14 protein-coding genes and 1 pseudogene are annotated in these 15466 nt (G+C 70.5%); 12 read left to right on the forward strand and 3 right to left on the reverse strand.

What is annotated here, in order from left to right; all coding sequences use genetic code 11:
* The first annotated feature begins 148 nt into the window (after positions 1-148).
* Entirely contained in the window at positions 149-856 is a 708-nt protein-coding gene (locus ABZU99_RS06155; RefSeq protein WP_356050009.1) for a ribonuclease H, read from the forward strand.
* 37 nt (positions 857-893) lie between these two features.
* On the opposite strand, the gene ABZU99_RS06160 is transcribed toward ABZU99_RS06155, so the two are convergent.
* The gene (locus tag ABZU99_RS06160; RefSeq protein ID WP_356050007.1) at positions 894-1025 is read right to left on the reverse strand and encodes a hypothetical protein; all 132 of its coding nucleotides are present in this window, start codon (positions 1023-1025) and stop codon (positions 894-896) included.
* 339 nt (positions 1026-1364) lie between these two features.
* Between ABZU99_RS06160 and ABZU99_RS06165 the strand changes: the two genes are divergently transcribed.
* Together ABZU99_RS06165 and ABZU99_RS06170 are read left to right on the forward strand one after the other, a co-directional pair.
* Positions 1365-2336 (forward strand): ATP-binding cassette domain-containing protein, encoded by a 972-nt coding sequence (locus ABZU99_RS06165; protein ID WP_356050005.1) that lies wholly within the window; start codon positions 1365-1367, stop codon positions 2334-2336.
* Positions 2333-3124 carry an ABC transporter permease gene (locus ABZU99_RS06170; RefSeq protein ID WP_356050003.1) on the forward strand — a complete coding sequence of 264 codons (792 nt, stop codon included), beginning with the start codon at positions 2333-2335 and terminating at the stop codon, positions 3122-3124. Before ABZU99_RS06165 ends, ABZU99_RS06170 begins: the two co-directional genes overlap by 4 nt.
* Here ABZU99_RS06170 and ABZU99_RS06175 read toward each other — a convergent pair.
* On the reverse strand, positions 3105-6251 hold the full coding sequence (locus ABZU99_RS06175) for a BTAD domain-containing putative transcriptional regulator (RefSeq protein ID WP_356050001.1): 3147 nt from the start codon (positions 6249-6251) through the stop codon (positions 3105-3107). The two genes, ABZU99_RS06170 and ABZU99_RS06175, sit on opposite strands and share 20 nt — an antisense overlap.
* Positions 6252-6733: 482 nt before the next feature.
* A pseudogene (locus ABZU99_RS06180) lies at positions 6734-7464 on the reverse strand (IS5 family transposase); the annotation flags it as partial.
* 178 nt (positions 7465-7642) lie between these two features.
* Between ABZU99_RS06180 and ABZU99_RS06185 the strand changes: the two are divergent.
* From ABZU99_RS06185 to ABZU99_RS06225, 9 genes are all read left to right on the forward strand, one after another.
* Positions 7643-8140 (forward strand): hypothetical protein, encoded by a 498-nt coding sequence (locus ABZU99_RS06185; RefSeq protein WP_356049999.1) that lies wholly within the window; start codon positions 7643-7645, stop codon positions 8138-8140.
* 2 nt (positions 8141-8142) lie between these two features.
* Positions 8143-8658 (forward strand): hypothetical protein, encoded by a 516-nt coding sequence (locus ABZU99_RS06190; RefSeq protein ID WP_356049997.1) that lies wholly within the window; start codon positions 8143-8145, stop codon positions 8656-8658.
* 192 nt (positions 8659-8850) lie between these two features.
* Positions 8851-9738, forward strand: coding sequence for a neutral zinc metallopeptidase (locus ABZU99_RS06195; RefSeq protein WP_356049995.1), 888 nt, complete (start codon positions 8851-8853; stop codon positions 9736-9738).
* A 422-nt stretch (positions 9739-10160) separates the two neighbouring features.
* Positions 10161-10442, forward strand: coding sequence for a hypothetical protein (locus ABZU99_RS06200; protein WP_356049993.1), 282 nt, complete (start codon positions 10161-10163; stop codon positions 10440-10442).
* An 804-nt stretch (positions 10443-11246) separates the two neighbouring features.
* Positions 11247-12290: a YihY/virulence factor BrkB family protein gene (locus ABZU99_RS06205; RefSeq protein WP_356049991.1), complete on the forward strand. Its 1044-nt coding sequence runs from the start codon at positions 11247-11249 to the stop codon at positions 12288-12290.
* Positions 12291-12754: 464 nt separating this feature from the next.
* A complete protein-coding gene (locus ABZU99_RS06210) occupies positions 12755-13207 on the forward strand; it encodes a phosphatase PAP2 family protein (RefSeq protein ID WP_356049989.1) in 453 nt (150 codons plus the stop codon).
* Positions 13208-13643: 436 nt separating this feature from the next.
* On the forward strand, positions 13644-14015 hold the full coding sequence (locus ABZU99_RS06215; protein WP_355954863.1) for a phage holin family protein: 372 nt from the start codon (positions 13644-13646) through the stop codon (positions 14013-14015).
* Positions 14012-14461 (forward strand): DUF3618 domain-containing protein, encoded by a 450-nt coding sequence (locus ABZU99_RS06220; RefSeq protein WP_356049987.1) that lies wholly within the window; start codon positions 14012-14014, stop codon positions 14459-14461. The genes ABZU99_RS06215 and ABZU99_RS06220 overlap by 4 nt, the downstream gene beginning before the upstream one ends.
* A 4-nt stretch (positions 14462-14465) precedes the next feature.
* Complete coding sequence (locus ABZU99_RS06225; protein ID WP_355954857.1) at positions 14466-14732, forward strand: DUF4235 domain-containing protein; 267 nt, start codon at positions 14466-14468, stop codon at positions 14730-14732.
* The last annotated feature ends 734 nt before the right edge of the window (positions 14733-15466 follow it).

Below are 15466 nucleotides of genomic sequence, written 5' to 3' on the forward strand. Positions count from 1 at the left end.
ACCCGGGCGGTCGACGTTTGGCCGTCGGCGAGCTCCTTTGCAGGACCGATCCGCTTCTGGTGCCTGATGTGAATGCTCAGCGGTCCGCCTGGGACGGTGCGGCCTGGTGTGTCCTCGAGCACAGAAAGCGAACTGGCAGTATCGGGGGATGGCTGAACAGATCATTGCCGCGTGTGACGGGGCGTCGAAGGGAAATCCCGGGCCCGCGGCCTGGGCGTGGGTCATCGCGGGTACCGACGGTGCGGTGGAACGCTGGGAAGCGGGGCCACTTGGCTCCGCGACCAACAATGTGGCCGAGCTGACGGCGTTGCGAAGACTATTGGAGGCCGTCGACCGGGCTGTGCCCCTGCAGGTGCGGATGGACTCCCAGTACGCGATTAAAGCGGTCACCACGTGGCTGCCAGGATGGCGAAAGAAGGGATGGCGGACCGCTTCGGGGACACCAGTGGCTAACCGCGACCTGGTGATACGTATCGACGAGCTCCTGGACGGACGAACGGTGGAGTTCGTCTACGTTCCCGCGCACCAGATCGACGGCGACCCGTTCAACGCGGCCGCGGACCGGGCAGCCAGCCACACGGCCCGCACGCAGCAGCCCGCAGGTACCTCGCTCGGATCCGCGCTGCCCCCACCCGAAGCCCAGACAACCACACGCTCAGCAGGCCGCAGCGGCACACCACACCGGCGCACCGGGGCGGCACAGCGGGGGAGCGGCCGCTCAAGGGGATCCGTCAAGGCGAAGTTCCCTGGTCGGTGTCGCTGTGGCCAGCCGTACGCGAAGGGCGAAGTCATCACGAAGAACGCCGACGGCTGGGGCCATCCCACCTGCGCCACCGAGGCCAAGGCGACTGGATGAGACGTAGGCTTCCGGCTGCCCCCCTGCACCGTGTCGATCACTCCCACGGCAGGGCGTGAGTGGTGTGGCGGTCGCCCTGCTGGGCGGCGGTGTACGCGGCGGTGGCGTAGAGGTTGCCCTGGACAGAGAGCCGCGCGGCGTCCGGCGCGCACGGCGATGTCGGTGGCACGGGACAGGTGGCCTTGGCGGCGCCAGGTTCTGGAGACCCTGCGGTGCGCCTCGGCGATGGTCAGCGCGCCGCGCCCGAGGGCAGCGGTCAGGGCGCGGTCGGCGGTGACGGAAGCCAGGCCGTCCCCGCTGAGCTTGACGCACAGCCGGTTGCAGTACTAAGCGGTTACGGCGAAGTCACGTGCTGATCCTTCTCGGCGTCCAAGCCCTCGGCCAGGCCGAACGGCGAGGGATCAGCGGCGAACTTCACCGCATCCGCTTAGCCGAGGCAACCCCGGTTCCAGGGCGCTGAAACCATCGTGAAACCGCGCTGAATGCGCCCTGCCGCAAGCTCTGCGGCATGACGACAACGACATCGCCCTCACTCGCCATCGCGGCCAAGGGGCTGCGCAAGGCATACGGGGACAAGACGGTCCTCGACGGCATCGACCTGGCGGTGCCGGCCGGCACCGTCTTCTCCCTGCTCGGCCCGAACGGCGCCGGCAAGACCACCGCCGTCAAGATTCTGTCCACCCTCATCACCGCCGACGCCGACGACCTGCATGTGGGCGGCCACGACCTGGCCGCCGACGCGCAGGCCGTGCGGGCCGCGATCGGCGTCACCGGGCAGTTCTCCGCCGTCGACGGCCTGATCACCGGCGAGGAGAACATGCTCCTCATGGCGGACCTGCACCACCTCACCCGCAGCGAGGGCCGCCACGTCGCCGTCGAACTCCTCGAGCGCTTCGACTTGGTGGAGGCCGCGAAGAAGCCCGCCTCCACCTACTCCGGCGGCATGAAGCGCCGCCTCGACCTCGCCATGACGCTGATCGGCAACCCGCGGATCATCTTCCTCGACGAGCCGACGACCGGCCTCGACCCGCGCAGCCGCCACAACATGTGGGGGATCATCCGCGAGCTGGTCTCCGGCGGCGTCACCGTCTTCCTCACCACCCAGATGCTGGAGGAGGCCGACGAGCTCGCCGACCGCATCGCGGTGCTGAACGACGGCAAGATCGCCGCCGAGGGCAGCCCGGAGGAGCTGAAGCGGCTCATCCCGGGCGGGCACGTGCGGCTGCGGTTCGCCGACCCGTCCGCCTATCAGTCCGCCGCCGTCGCCCTGCGCGATGTCACCCGGGACGACGAGGCGCTGGCGCTGCAGATCCGCAGCGACGGCAGCCAGCGCGAGCTGCGCGCCATCCTCGACTGGCTGGACTCGGCCGGCATCGAGGCGGACGAGCTGACCGTGCACACCCCCGACCTCGACGACGTGTTCTTCGCCCTGACCGGCGGCATCAACGTCCCCAACCAGCCCAAGGAGAACGTCCGATGAGTGTCCTCTCCCTCGCCGTCCGCGACTCGAACACGATGCTGCGCCGCAATCTGCTGCACGCGCGGCGCTACCCGTCCGCAACCCTGAACCTGCTGCTCACGCCGATCATGATGCTGCTGCTCTTCGTCTACATCTTCGGCGACGTGATGAGCGCGGGCATCGGTGGCGGCGGCGCCGACCGCTCCGAATACATCGCCTATATCGTCCCGGGCATCCTGATGATGACCATCGGCAGCACCGTGATCGGGGCCGCGGTATACATCTCCATGGACATGACCGAGGGCCTCATCGCCCGCTTCCGTACGATGGCGGTCTACCGCGGCTCTGTGATCATCGGGCACGTCGTCGGCAGCGTGCTGCAGTGCATCGCCAGCGTGGTCCTCCTCGGCGCCGTCGGCGTGGCCATCGGCTTTCGGTCCACGGACGCCACGGCCCTGGAGTGGCTGGCGGCGTTCGGGCTGCTCGCGCTGTTCGCCCTGGCGCTCACCTGGATCGCGGTCGGGATGGGGATGGCCAGCCCGAACCCCGAGGCGGCCAGCAACATGGCAATGCCGCTGATCCTCCTCCCGCTCATCTCGAGTGCCTTCATCCCGGCCGACACGATGCCGGGCTGGTTCCAGCCGATCGCCAAATACCAGCCGTTCACGCCGGCCATCGAGACCCTGCGCGGCCTGCTGCTCGGCACCGAGATCGGCGACAACGGGTGGCTCGCGATCGTCTGGTGCGTCGGCCTGACCGCGCTCGGCTACCGCTGGTCGACGGCGTTGTTCAACCGCGACCCGAAGTAATAGCCATGACGGCGCGGGCTGCCTCCCGCAACTCGTCCCGCCCCAGGGCGGCGTACTCCGACACCGCGTCGGCGTACGTCGCCCCGGCAGCGTTCCCGGCGGCCCTGACCGCCTTCCGGGCGCGGTCCGCCGACATCGTCGGCTGGTAGTCGCGGAGCGCCCGCAGCCGTTCGGCCAGCGCGATCATCCGTACGGCACCGGCGTCGCCGGAGGCGAGCCCCGCCATGCCAAGGGCGTGCAGCACCGTCCCGAACACAGGGCGCTCCATGGGTGAGCCGGACGGACCGGAGAGCAGGGTCCGCAGCCCCTGCCGCAGCCGGTCGACCGGCTCCGCGACCAGCTCGAGACGGCCGGCATACGCGTGTGCCGTCACCGCCGCCGACTGGATCTTCAGCACCCACCGGTCGAGGAAGGGATCGCCGCTGTACATCGAGCCGGCCTCGGCCACCCCCTCCACGGCGCTGCGCCACAAGCCGAGCCCGACCTCCGTCAGTCCGCGGGCGAGCGCGATCTCGGCGCGGCCGCCGAGGTCGGTGCTGTCGGAGTCGTCCTTCTGCAGGGTGGTGACGTCCTCCGCCTGCCGCAGCCAGTACTCGGCCTCGTCGGGGTCGCCGCGCTGCAGGCAGGCGAGGACGAGGCCCCCGCGGACGCCGATGGAGTCGTGCTCGTCGCCGAGCCGCGGCAGCGCCTCGAGCGCCGCCTTCAGGTGCCCGTACGCGGCCTCGCCCTGCTCCGTCTGCAAGCACAGCTGGCTCAGCCGGGTGTGGCTCATGACCTGCAGGAACGGGTTGTCGACCGGGGCCAGTGCGGCGATGGTCCGGCGAGCGGAGGCGAGCGCGCGGTCGATGTCGTGCTCGTACTCCCAGACGTAGGTGGCGACGCACTCGGCGATGCCGGCGAGCAGCGGCTGCTCGCTGTCGCAGAGTTTCTGCAGCACGCCGTAGTCGGGAGGCAGCATCTCGGGAACCGCGCTCAGCACTGCCGCGGTGGCGCGCAGCAGCGTGTCCGGCGGGGCCGGGGGCAGCCGCCGGAGGGTGACGAGCTGGCGTACGACGTGCGGGCCGTAGCCCATGAACAGGCTCACCGTGCACAACACCGCGGCGGCGCGGGCGACTTCGACGTATTCGGGCTCGGGGTAGTAGTGCGACAGCGGCGGGCCGGTGTCCGCGGCGAGGGCGGTGAGACGGCGGTAGTTGGAGCCGGTGGACCACAGGGCGGTGAGGACGGCGGTGAGGGCGGCGGTGGTGGGTCCGTCCGTACGGGCCAGGGCGTGCCGCAGGGCCAGCACGAGGTTGTCCTGCTCGGCCCTGATCCGCTCGCCCGCGGCCCGCGGTTCCGAGCCGAAGAACCAGTCGTGGTACGTGACCCCGAAGTCCCGCGCCCAGGCGAGGAACCGGCCGACGGCCTCCTCGTCCTCGCCCGTCTCCGAACGCCGGGCCGCACTGAACTCCCGAACGGTCTCCAGCATCCGGAACCGCACGCCGGCCGGGGTGTCGGCGACGGTCAGCAGCGACTGGTCCACCAACTGCTCCAGCAGGAACAGCGCGTCCGCGCCCAGCACCTGCTCCGCCGCTTCGCCCAAGAAGCCGCCGGGGAAGACGGACAGCGTGCGCAGCGCCGCCCGGGCGTCGTCCGCGAGCAGGTTCCAGCTCCACTCCACGACCGCGTGCAGCGTGCGGTGGCGCTCCGGCGCGTCCCTCGCCCCACCCCGCAGCAGCGCGAACCGGTCGCCGAGGCGGCGGGCGATCTCCGGCACCGAAAGCACCCGCACCCGCGCCGCGGCCAGCTCCACGGCCAGCGGCAGCCCGTCGAGGTGGCGGCACAGCTCGGCCACCACTTCCGGCGGCAGCTGCACGCCGGGCCGGGCGGCCCGGGCCCGCTGTGTGAACAGCTCGATGGAGGTGTCGAGACCGAGCTCCGGCAGTGCGTACACCGCCTCCGATGTCAGGCCAAGGGGGGCCCGGCTGGTGGCGAGCACGCGCAGGTCCTTCGAGGACGAGACCAGGGCCTGTACGAGATCGGCGGTGCCCCGGACGACCTGCTCGCAGTTGTCCAGCACCAGCAGAGCGGGCCCGGAGCCGAGTACGCCGAGGATGCCGGACACCGGGTCGGCCGAGGCGTGGCCGCTCATGGCGCCGTGCCGCCCCTCGCCCGCGCCGAGTGCGGAGGCCACCTCCGCGGCCACGTCCTCGTCCGCGGTGACGCCGGCGAGCGGCACGAAACGCACCACGCGCTGCTCGGCCCGGCGGCTGACGGCGTGCGCGAGCCGGGTCTTGCCGAGGCCGCCGGGGCCGACGACGGCGACGGCGCGGGAGGCGCGCAGCAGCCGCTCCACCGCCGCGATGTCCTCGTCCCGTCCCAGCAACTGGTTCGGCTCGTGCGGCACGCCGTGCCTGACCACAGGAGCCTCGCCGCGCAGCAGCTCCTGCTGTACGGCCTTGAGCCCGGCGCCCGGATCCGTGCCCAGCTCGTCGCGCAGCTCACGGCGGTACGCCTCGTACCGCGTCAGCGCGGCGGACGGGCCCGCCGTCGCTGCCTCGCCGCGCAGCAGCTCGGCGAGCACCTCCTCGTCGCGCGGATGTTCCGTGGCGGCCACGGCCAGTGGCCCGGCCGCCTCCGCGTGCCGCCCCAGCCGGGCGAGCGCGAGCGCCTGCGCGCGTACGAGCGTGCCGCGGACGGGGGCGCGCTCGGTGCGCAACGCGGCTACGGGGTCGTCGGTGCCGCCGGCCCCGTCAGGGGTGCCCTCCCACAGCGCGAGCCCGGCCTCGGCCGCAGCCAGCGATCCCGCGTGGTCCCCGGCCCTGGCCCGGTCCGCGCTCGCGGCGGCGTGCAGCAGCAGGGCGGAGCTGTCGACCTGATCCTCGGCGAGTGTGAGCCGGTATCCGGTCGGCGTGCTCGCGATGACGCCGGCGCCGAGCTGCGCCCGCGTCCTGGACACGAGGACCTGCACCGCCTTTCCCGGCCGCTCCGGCAACTCGTCCGGCCACAGCCCTGCTACTAGCCGTTCGGTGCCGCAGCCCGTGCGCAAGTCGCCCGCGAGCAGCGCGAGGAGGCCGCGGAGCCGGGGCGCGGTGACCTCCTGTCCGCGATAGGCGACACGCGGCAGCAGGGTCAGGTCAGTGGTCACCCGTGCAGATTAGCCAAGGCCGCCGACTGCCCGAACTCCCGCCGCGGGCCGAACTCCCGCCGCGCGGGCGGCCCTTGCCCAACGCGCGCCCGCCGCGCGGGCGGCCGCCGCAGCCGCGCCGACCGTTCCCGCCCCCGCGCCAACCGATCCCGCCGCCGAACCCGGCGGCCAGGCCGTATGGCCCCTCACTGTCCGAAGCGCTTACCACGGTGACCGGGGTGGGCACTGCCGAGAGTGCCTTACGGAGCGTTGTGCGACCGAGTTCGGGGTCATCCGCGATGTCTGTCATCACACCTCCCTGCCCAAGACAGAGCAGCCGGGAAGTGCTTTGCGCTTGTTACGGGGCAGCCCGAGAACCGTGAGCCAGGTCCTGTGTCGGCAGTTGCCGGAACCACAAAAGCCAGGCCCTGGCACCGGCTTGCCAGGGCTGTCCGCATGTCCTTGACGGCCCTGGCTTGCTCTGAGAGGACGGGCGTCGGACCCACATGGGTCATCGCCCAGTAGACACGGGAGGATGAGGAGGAAGTGCGGTATTCGTAGTCGCGGACCAGGCGCCGGTGCAGTATCAGGATCCCGTAGGTCTGCTCGACCCTCCACCGCTTCGGCTGCGGGACGAACCCCTTGTGCTGCGGGTCGCGTTGGACGATCTCCACGTCGATACCGAGGCCGGCTCCGTGTGTGACGACCTGGGTCTTGAAGCCCTGGTCGACCAGAGCCTTGCGGACGGTGCCGCCGGCGTTCACGGCAACCTCGCTTAGCAGGGCGATGCCCGCGGTGTTGTCGTGGACGTTCGCGGCGAGGACGGCGACTGCGATGACCAGACCGAGGACGTCCACGGCCAGGCCACGCTTGCGGCCCGGCACCCGCTTGGCCGGATCGTGGCCGGTCGTGGCGGCGGGGACCCCGGCGGCTGCGTGGACCTCTGCGTGTCCAGCACCACCAGAGTCGGGTCCTCTAATCGCCGGGCGCGTTCATGGACCTGGCAGCGCAGGAGCTCGTGGATGGCCTGATCGGTTCCGTCGTCGCGCCAGGCGGCGAAGTAGTAGTACGTCGCGCTCTTCTGCGGCAGGTCGTGCGGGAGATAGGCCCACTGGCATCCGGTTCGCCCCTGGTAGAGGATCGCGTTCACGATGTCCCGCATGTCATAGGCGCCCTGATGGCCGCTGACCGAGCGGTGCCGGTCCTCCCATGCGGTGATCACCGGCTCGATCAGGGTCCACTGCTCGTCCGATAATCACAATAGACCCGGGCAAGGTTTCCGACGCCGCGAGTGACGCGGCCGACTTCGTGGGTGACACCGCGGACTCCGTGGGTGACGCGGCCGGCACTTTCAAGGACGGCGTCGTGGGATTGTTCGACTGATGTACTTGCCCGTGGAAGGAGGGCGTGAGATGCCTGCAACACCGCCGGTGCCGATCGAGTTCAGCCTGCCGGAGGGCTGGCAACCTGCCTCTCCGGACGAGGTCGGCCCTCCGGGTGTGGCCTTCACCGCGCTGCATCGGCAGCCAGATTCCGGGTTCACGGCCAACATCACCATCGACGGTGACTTCCGGCCGGATGAGGCGACGCTGGCCGACATGGCCGACGAGGCGGTGGAGCGCCTGCATGAGGTCGCCGAGTCGGTGGTGGTGACCAGCCGCCGCGAGCTCGGCTCTGAAGCCGCGCCCGGCCTGGCGCAGAGGCTGACCCTGTCGGCCGTCACCGACGGTGCACGCCGCGAGCTCGTGCAGTCCCAGGTCTACCTGGCCATGCTGGACACGGACAGTCCGCACAAGCGCGCGGTGGTCCGACTGATCCTGACCTCCACCGCAGAGCAGGAGGACAGCGTTGTGGGTGACTTCCAAAAGTTCCTGCGCACGGTTCGCCCCGATACCGGGGCGGAGGCATAGCGATGGGCCGCTTCTGGGACAAGTACACCGGCACTCAATACCCCGATAGCGGGGTCGCGGCGCTGCCTGCCACGCATCTGCGGGCCGCGCTGCTCGCGCTCAACGGCCCGGACGTGCCGTTCGTCGTACGCGACGCCCGCCCGGAGGAGAAGGCCGACCTGGTGGCCGAGTGGCGAATCCAGGAACCCGCCTGGCAAACCTTCTTCGCCCGGAGCCAGTTGGACCGCCAGGTTCGGATCCGCATGCGCCTGGTCCCGGAGAAACACGAGGTACGCACCCTCGACGAGCAGTGGGAGGTGACATGGGTCGGGACCACGCCCAAAGTCGCCACTTCGGGCAAGTACAACCGCGGGCCGACGACCACGGTCTCCAAGCGGTGGACCAACGAACAGGGGCCCGACGGCCGCCGGCAAAGGGTTCAGACGTTCGGCTTCGACTCGCGGGAGATGAAGAACCCTTTGCGCAACACGGTCCTCGGCGCGGGATGGATCTGGCGTGGAGTGGTTTTCAAGCTGTGATCGGCTCCACCTCCAGCGCGTAGCTGAACAACGGAGAGGAACGCCGTTCACCCATAGTGCGGCGTCGCGGCGTCGCCGGGCCTGCTCCTCCATGAGGCGGAGCAGGAAGAGGACGGGATGGGGATGTCCTCGTACGGGGTAGGCGAGCGGGACGACGCGGGGCGGTCCGGCGTGCTGCTTGAGGGAGGGTGTATGCAATTCGACGACGATGCTGCTCTGGACACGTCCGAGGTCGAGGACGGTCGGGGAGGTGCGCTGAGCGGGATCCCGGGCGGCGGGAAGACCATCGGCGGGGGACTGGTCGGGCTCGTGGTGCTGGTCGCGTCCGTGCTCTTGGGTGTCGACCCCGGCATGTTCGGCTCGGGCAGCAGCGACACGTCCTCGTCCGGCACGTCAGCCGCGGACCTCGCGGCGGACTGCCGGACCGGTGCCGACGCCAACCGCAAGGAGGCGTGCCGGATCGTCGCCGTGGTCGACAGCGTGCAGGCGTTCTGGAAGCAGACGCAGACAGCTGCCGGCAAGCCCTACCAGCAGGCCCCGACGTTCCTGTTCACCGGCAGTGTGAACACCGGTTGCGGGGACGCGACTTCCGACGTCGGCCCCTTCTGCTGCTCAGCCGATGACAAGGTCTATCTCGACCTCGGCTTCTTCAACGACCTGAGCAGCAAGTTCGGCGCCAAGGGCGGCCCGTTCGCCGAGGCCTACGTCATCGCGCACGAATACGGCCACCACTTCCAGGACCTCAGCGGAACGATCTCCCGCGGCAGCGGAAAGGGCCAGAACAGCGGCTCGGTGAAACTCGAGTTGCAGGCGGACTGCTACGCCGGAGTGTGGGCCCACCACGCCACCACCACCCCCGGCCCCAAGAGCGGTAAGCCACTGATCACCGACGTGACGAAGGACGACATCAACCGCGGGCTGGACGCGGCCGCCGCCGTCGGAGACGACCGTATCCAGCAGCGCTACCAGGGCAAGGTCACACCCGACACCTGGACCCACGGCTCCGCGAGCCAGCGCCGGCAATGGTTCTCCACCGGCTACCGCACCGGCCGCGTCGCCGGCTGCAACACGTTCAGCTGACCACTGACAACCACGGTACGCCGCCCGGCTGTTGGGCAGCCGCTGGTGGGCAGAGCGCGTAGTATGCCGCGCCGCGGTCGGTGGTGAGCGGCCGACACCAAGGGGGAGTGCTGCCTCGACAGGTGACTGCTTCCAGGACCGTGCCGTCGCCGCGCAGCCAGAGCAGGCCGTGACCGAGGGCGGCACGGTCGTGCTGGGCCAGGTACTGGCCGGCATGGGCGGGGTCGGCACGACACAACTGGCGGCCAACCGCGCCCGCGCGACATGGGACAGGGACGAAGTGGATCTGCTGGTGTGGGTCACCGCAGCCACCCGCACCTCCGTCGCCGCTCATGCCCAAGCGGCCACCGATCTCCTCGGCGCCGGCCCGGCCGACCCGGAGCGGGCCGCATCGGCGTTCTTGGCCTCACTCTTTCGACTACGTGCTGCTGCTCCTGCTCGCCAAGGACCCGGCGCACCGGCCCACCGCCGAGCAGGCGGCCTACTGGCTCGCCGGCTCTCACCGGACGCCGACCCCGCCCGCACCGGGCAGCACCGCGACCATGCCCGCGCCGCCCATGGCTCCCGGCCCGCGGTCCCGTCGATCCCGGGGCGCGACGCACTCCCGCCCGCGCGGCCGCCGCAGACTGGCCACCCACGCCACGTTCTGCGGCATCGGCCTGGCGCTCTTCGCTGCCGCAGCAGCACGGGGAACGTCGATGTGATCCGGCGACGGCGCCCCCTCGTCGCCATCCTCGCCCGCCCCGGCGACGGCCAGCCCGGTTACGGCCGCCTCCGTACCCGCAACCCGGCCCCCGTCCCCGGCCGCATCCTCTGCCACTTCGACCGTCACCGTGCCGCCCGCACGGGAACGCGATGACGACCAGGACCACGAAAGCCGGGACAAGCACGGACAGGGGAAGGCAAGAGACAGCACTGCGACGACTGAGCCGTGCCGGGCGCAACAGCCCCCGCGCCTCCAGCCCAGCGCACACCACGGCCGACGGGGCCAGGACCCCGTAATGAGGCTCCGGCACACGGCTGCTGCGGCTTCTTACCACCTCAAAACCCCCGCCAGGCGGGCCGCGAGCGGATCGGGGACCCGCCGCCGTGGCCCGCGCCGCCCGTCCATCCGCTTTCACCTGCGGAAATGGGCCGGAAGCGGTGAACACAGTGTCCACATCACTTCCTTCAGGGCGTGGCGTGCAAGCTGGGCAGCGGCGCCTTAACGCTGCTGATCCTGTGGTGGGAGACGCGACACTGACCGCGTGGCGGGCCCTTGGCTGACTGCGGGCCCGCATCCCAGCATCAGGTCACCCAGCGCGCTGCCGCGCCCACCAGGGCAGCCGCGGCGTAGTGGCGAGCTGACGGCCTGGCCGACGCCTCCAGCGTGGCCTCCAGGCGCTCGTTCCTCCACGCCTTCGGCAGCCTCGGCTTGATCCGTGGGGACCTTCGCGTCGGCCTGATCGGGGATGGCCGAGGCTGCCGAACGGGCGTTAGGGGCCCGGCGTTGGGGTTACTCAGTGGGTATGGCGAAACTGCATCCAGGAAAAGACGCCGACCGCGATGACGAGGTGCCTGCACCGGAGAGCGCCGGTCCGGGGCCGGAGGTCGAACAGCGGGCACCGGATGCCCCGACCGAGTTGCCCAAGCGGTCGTGGGGCAAAGTCCTCAAGGGCACGCTGAAGGAGTTCAAGGACGATGAACTGGCCGACCGCGCCGCGGCCTTGACGTACTACGGGGTGCTGTCGCTGTTCCCGGCGCTGCTGGCGCTGGTCTCCCTGCTCGGCATCGCCGGGAAGTCGGCCACTGACACGGTGCTGAACAACCTCAAACAGTTCGCCCCCGGCTCCGCCCGCACCATCATCACCGGGGCCGTGGAGCAGTTGCAGGGCAACGCCGGTATCGGGTCGGTCATGGCCCTCGCCGGTCTGGCACTGGCGATCTGGTCGGCGTCCGGCTACGTGGCGGCGTTCATCCGCACTTCCAACGCCGTCTACGACATACCCGAGGGCCGCCCGGTGTGGAAGGTACTGCCGGTGCGGGTCGGGGTCACGGTCGTGCTGATGGTGCTGGCCGTGATCAGCGCGCTGATCGTGGTTTTCACCGGCTCTGTGGCCCGCCGGGCCGGGCAGGCGCTGGGGGTCGGGGACACGGCGCTGACGGTGTGGTCGATCGCCAAGTGGCCGGTCCTCGTCGTCCTGGTCACCGTGATGATCGCGATCCTTTACTGGGCGAGCCCCAACGCGAAGGTGAGGGGGTTCAGGTGGGTCACCCCGGGCAGTTTCCTGGCCCTGGTGATCTGGATGATCGCCTCCGCCGGCTTCGCATTCTACGTCGCCAACTTCGCCTCGTACAACAAGACCTACGGCACGATGGCCGGTGTCATCGTCTTCCTCGTCTGGTTGTGGATCTCCAATCTGGTGATCCTGCTGGGTCTGGAGTTCGACGCGGAGACGGTACGGCAGCGGGCCATCGCCGGCGGCCATCCGCCCGAGGCCGAGCCTTACACCCAGCCCCGCGACACCCGCACGTGGGATGAGGAGGACGTGCGCCGCCTGGAGGAGACGTGAGTGGCCATGCACGCGAGGAGTGGCGTCATGTCGACACGAGATGGCCAGTCGCAGGCGCACGCGATGGGCTGATGCACGTGACTTCGCCAGTCACGCGCTGCTTCCAGCGGTGGCCGCCTTGCGCGCCTGCTGGGTCGGTGGCCAGGGACGGGCCCTGGGAACGCGAAGTCCCCGAGCCCTCCTCTGCTTCGACTGCCCTCGCGGTGGCCGCCTCCTGGTAGCAGGGGCTCCCGCACAGCACGCTGACTCCCGAAGCCGCAGACAAACGACTCCCCTTCTCCCCGGCCACAGCCAACCTGACCGTGCCGCGGCACCGTACGTGGTCTCTGGCGTGGCATGACTGGTGATCTACGGGATACTCGCAGGCCATGGATGTGATGGCACGCTTTCGTGAGACAGACCGGAGACTGACCAAGCGACTCGCTGCCAGTGCCTCACCCGGGCTTCACCGGACGCTGTCGGCGGTGGAGGAGGCGGCGGAGGGAACCAAGCTGTGGTGCGGCGCGGCCGCGGTGATGGCCTGGAGGGGCGGCTGGCGCGGTCGCAGGGCCGCCGCCGCGGGCCTGGCTGCTGTGGCCGTGGCGCAACTGGTGTCCAACGCGGTGTGCAAGCAGTTGGCCGAGCGTCCACGGCCGCCGAAGGAGTGGTTCCCGCACGACGAGGTCGAGGACCGTCCCGACTCCTCGTCCTTCCCCTCAGGGCATACCGCCGCCGCGGTCGCCTTCACCTCCGGCGTCGCCCCCACGTGGCCGCTGGCCTGCGTCCTGTGCACGGTACCGGCCGCCATGGTGGCCGTCGAACGCGTGCAAAGCGGCGCCCACTACCCCAGCGACGTCGCCGCCGGCGCCGCCATCGGCCTAGCCAGCGCCTGGCTCACCCACCGCGCCCTGCGCCTGGTCTCGTGCTCTTGGCTCTAGCGGCCGTTGCCCGTGACCCTGCGGCCTCACGGTGATGAGCGGCCTATGGCCGAATCACCAGTCATGCCTGACGTCAGCACCCGGCTGGAGTCTGCTGCCTGCGCCGGCCCGCTCGGGACGTGCATGAGCGAGCCGGCTCGTGTGTCCGGCAGCCCCAACTGCCAGGCATACGCGGACAAGCCACCCCGGCGGCCGCCGCACGCACCAGGACCGCGTGCGTGCGGGTAACCCACACGCACGCGGCTCCATCCCTTCGCTCGCGTACCGCGCCGACGCGGTGCCCTGATCTGGTCAGTTCGGGGTACTCGCGTACACACGCGACGGGCCCTGCACGGCCCGTCGTTGCTCAGAGCACAGAAGACGGGAGGTGATCGTCGTGTCGACGATCCAGCCACCCCCTGGCGGGGGCAGTAGTACGCAGAGCACCGACGAGCCGGTGAGCGAGCTGGTGCAGCGCGCGTCGCAGCAGCTGACGGAGCTGGTGCGCGGCGAGATGAGGCTGGCGCAGGCGGAGATGAAGGAGAAAGGCAAACGCTACGGCAAAGGCGGTGGCCTGTTCGGCGGCGCCGGGGTGGTCGGCTTCCTGATGCTGCAGGCCCTGGTGGCTACCGCGATCGCCGTCCTCGCGGTGCCGCTGCCGGTATGGGCGGCGGCGCTGATCGTCACGGCGCTGCTGGGTGTGATCACCGCTGTGATGGCCCTGAGCGGCAAGAAGCAGATCAAGGAAGGCGCGCCGCCGACGCCCGAACGAACGGTGGAGAGCGTGAAGGCCGATGTAGCCGAGATCAAGGGAAGTGCACAGCGATGACCCAGCCGCCCCACGAGCAGACAACCGCTTCCAGCCCTGAGGAGCTGCGCGAGCAGGTCGACCACACCCGGGAGGAGCTCGGACAGACGGTCGAGGCGCTGGCCGCCAAGGCGGACGTCAAGGCCCGCGCCCAGGAGAAGGCAGCCGAGGTCAAGCAGCAGGCAGCCGCCAAGGCCGGGGAGCTGCAGGCCAAGGTCGCCCATACGGCAGCCCAGGTGCGGGAGAAGATCCCCGACCCGGTGAAGGACAAGGCCGCATCCGCTGCCGGGCAGGCCCGGGCCAAGGCCGCCCAGGCCACCAGTCTGCTGCAGGAGAAGGCACCCGAACCGGTGCGGCAGAAGGCGGCCCTGGGGGCACAGGCGGCGCGGGACAACCGCACCCTGCTGCTGACGGCAGCCGGTGTGGCCGTCCTGGTGTGGCTGGCGTGCCGTCGCCGGAAGGGGTGAGCGGATGAAAGCCTCGAAGATCGCCTACAAGCCGGTCGGTCTCGCTCTGGGAGCCGTCAGCGGCATGCTCGCCGGCGCGGTGTTCAAGCGGGCGTGGAAGATGCTCGGCCACGACGAGGACGCCCCCGACGCCACCGACGAGGACCGCACCTGGACAGAGGTGCTGATCGCCGCCACACTGCAGGGCGCGATCTTCGCTGGGGTCAAGGCCGCCGTCGACCGAGCCGGCGCCGCCACCACACGCCGTCTGACCGGCACCTGGCCCGGCTGACGCAGGTGACCGACCGGGGGTGCCGGTGTGACGTGGATACCGGCACCCCCGTCCAGGTCTTCCCCCGCAGGAAATGGTTCCACCGCCGTGTCCGCATCCCACGCGATGTCCGCCCTGACCGCCGTAGCCGCCCTCGGCCTCATCCTGGCCACCCGGCGGGCCGCCACCCACCCGTCACGAAAGAGCCATGGCGCCGGCTCCGCCCGCCCCCCGTGGCGCCGCACCGCACACGCACCGGATATGATCCCGCCTCCCGCGTCGGACGAGTCCGCAAGGGCAGCCGTGAAGGACGCCGAAGAACATGTCCGGCACTGCTGGCTGCAACTCCAAGCTCACCCTGAACGGCCCGAGTGACCAGATGCGCCGTGCCATGAACACCGGCCATCGGTCCGCGATACAGCGCTGGTTCCAAGACAGTCTGCCCGGTGGAGTTCGGACAGCGCCGTGCAGTGCTGTTCAGACGGTCTTGTGAAGGTTGTGTGTCAACGTCGCCAGCCTCTTTTTGCCTGCCAGAGCTCAGGCAGGCTGAGATCACGGGTATGGGGCACAGGCACGGACGACAGGCTGATCGGCGACTGCGTATGTCCAGCGTGAGGGCGCCCAGCTCTCGAGGCCCTGCCCGGCCAGGACGGCCCCTTCGGCGGGCGGCTCGGCCCGAGCGAGGGCGACGACACCCAGACCCGACACCGAGACCCGCGCAGACGGCTCCGACACCACCCCCCTGCCCGAGCCGC

The sequence above is a fragment of the Streptomyces sp. NPDC005266 genome, assembly GCF_040607655.1.
GTDB lineage: Bacteria > Actinomycetota > Actinomycetes > Streptomycetales > Streptomycetaceae > Streptomyces.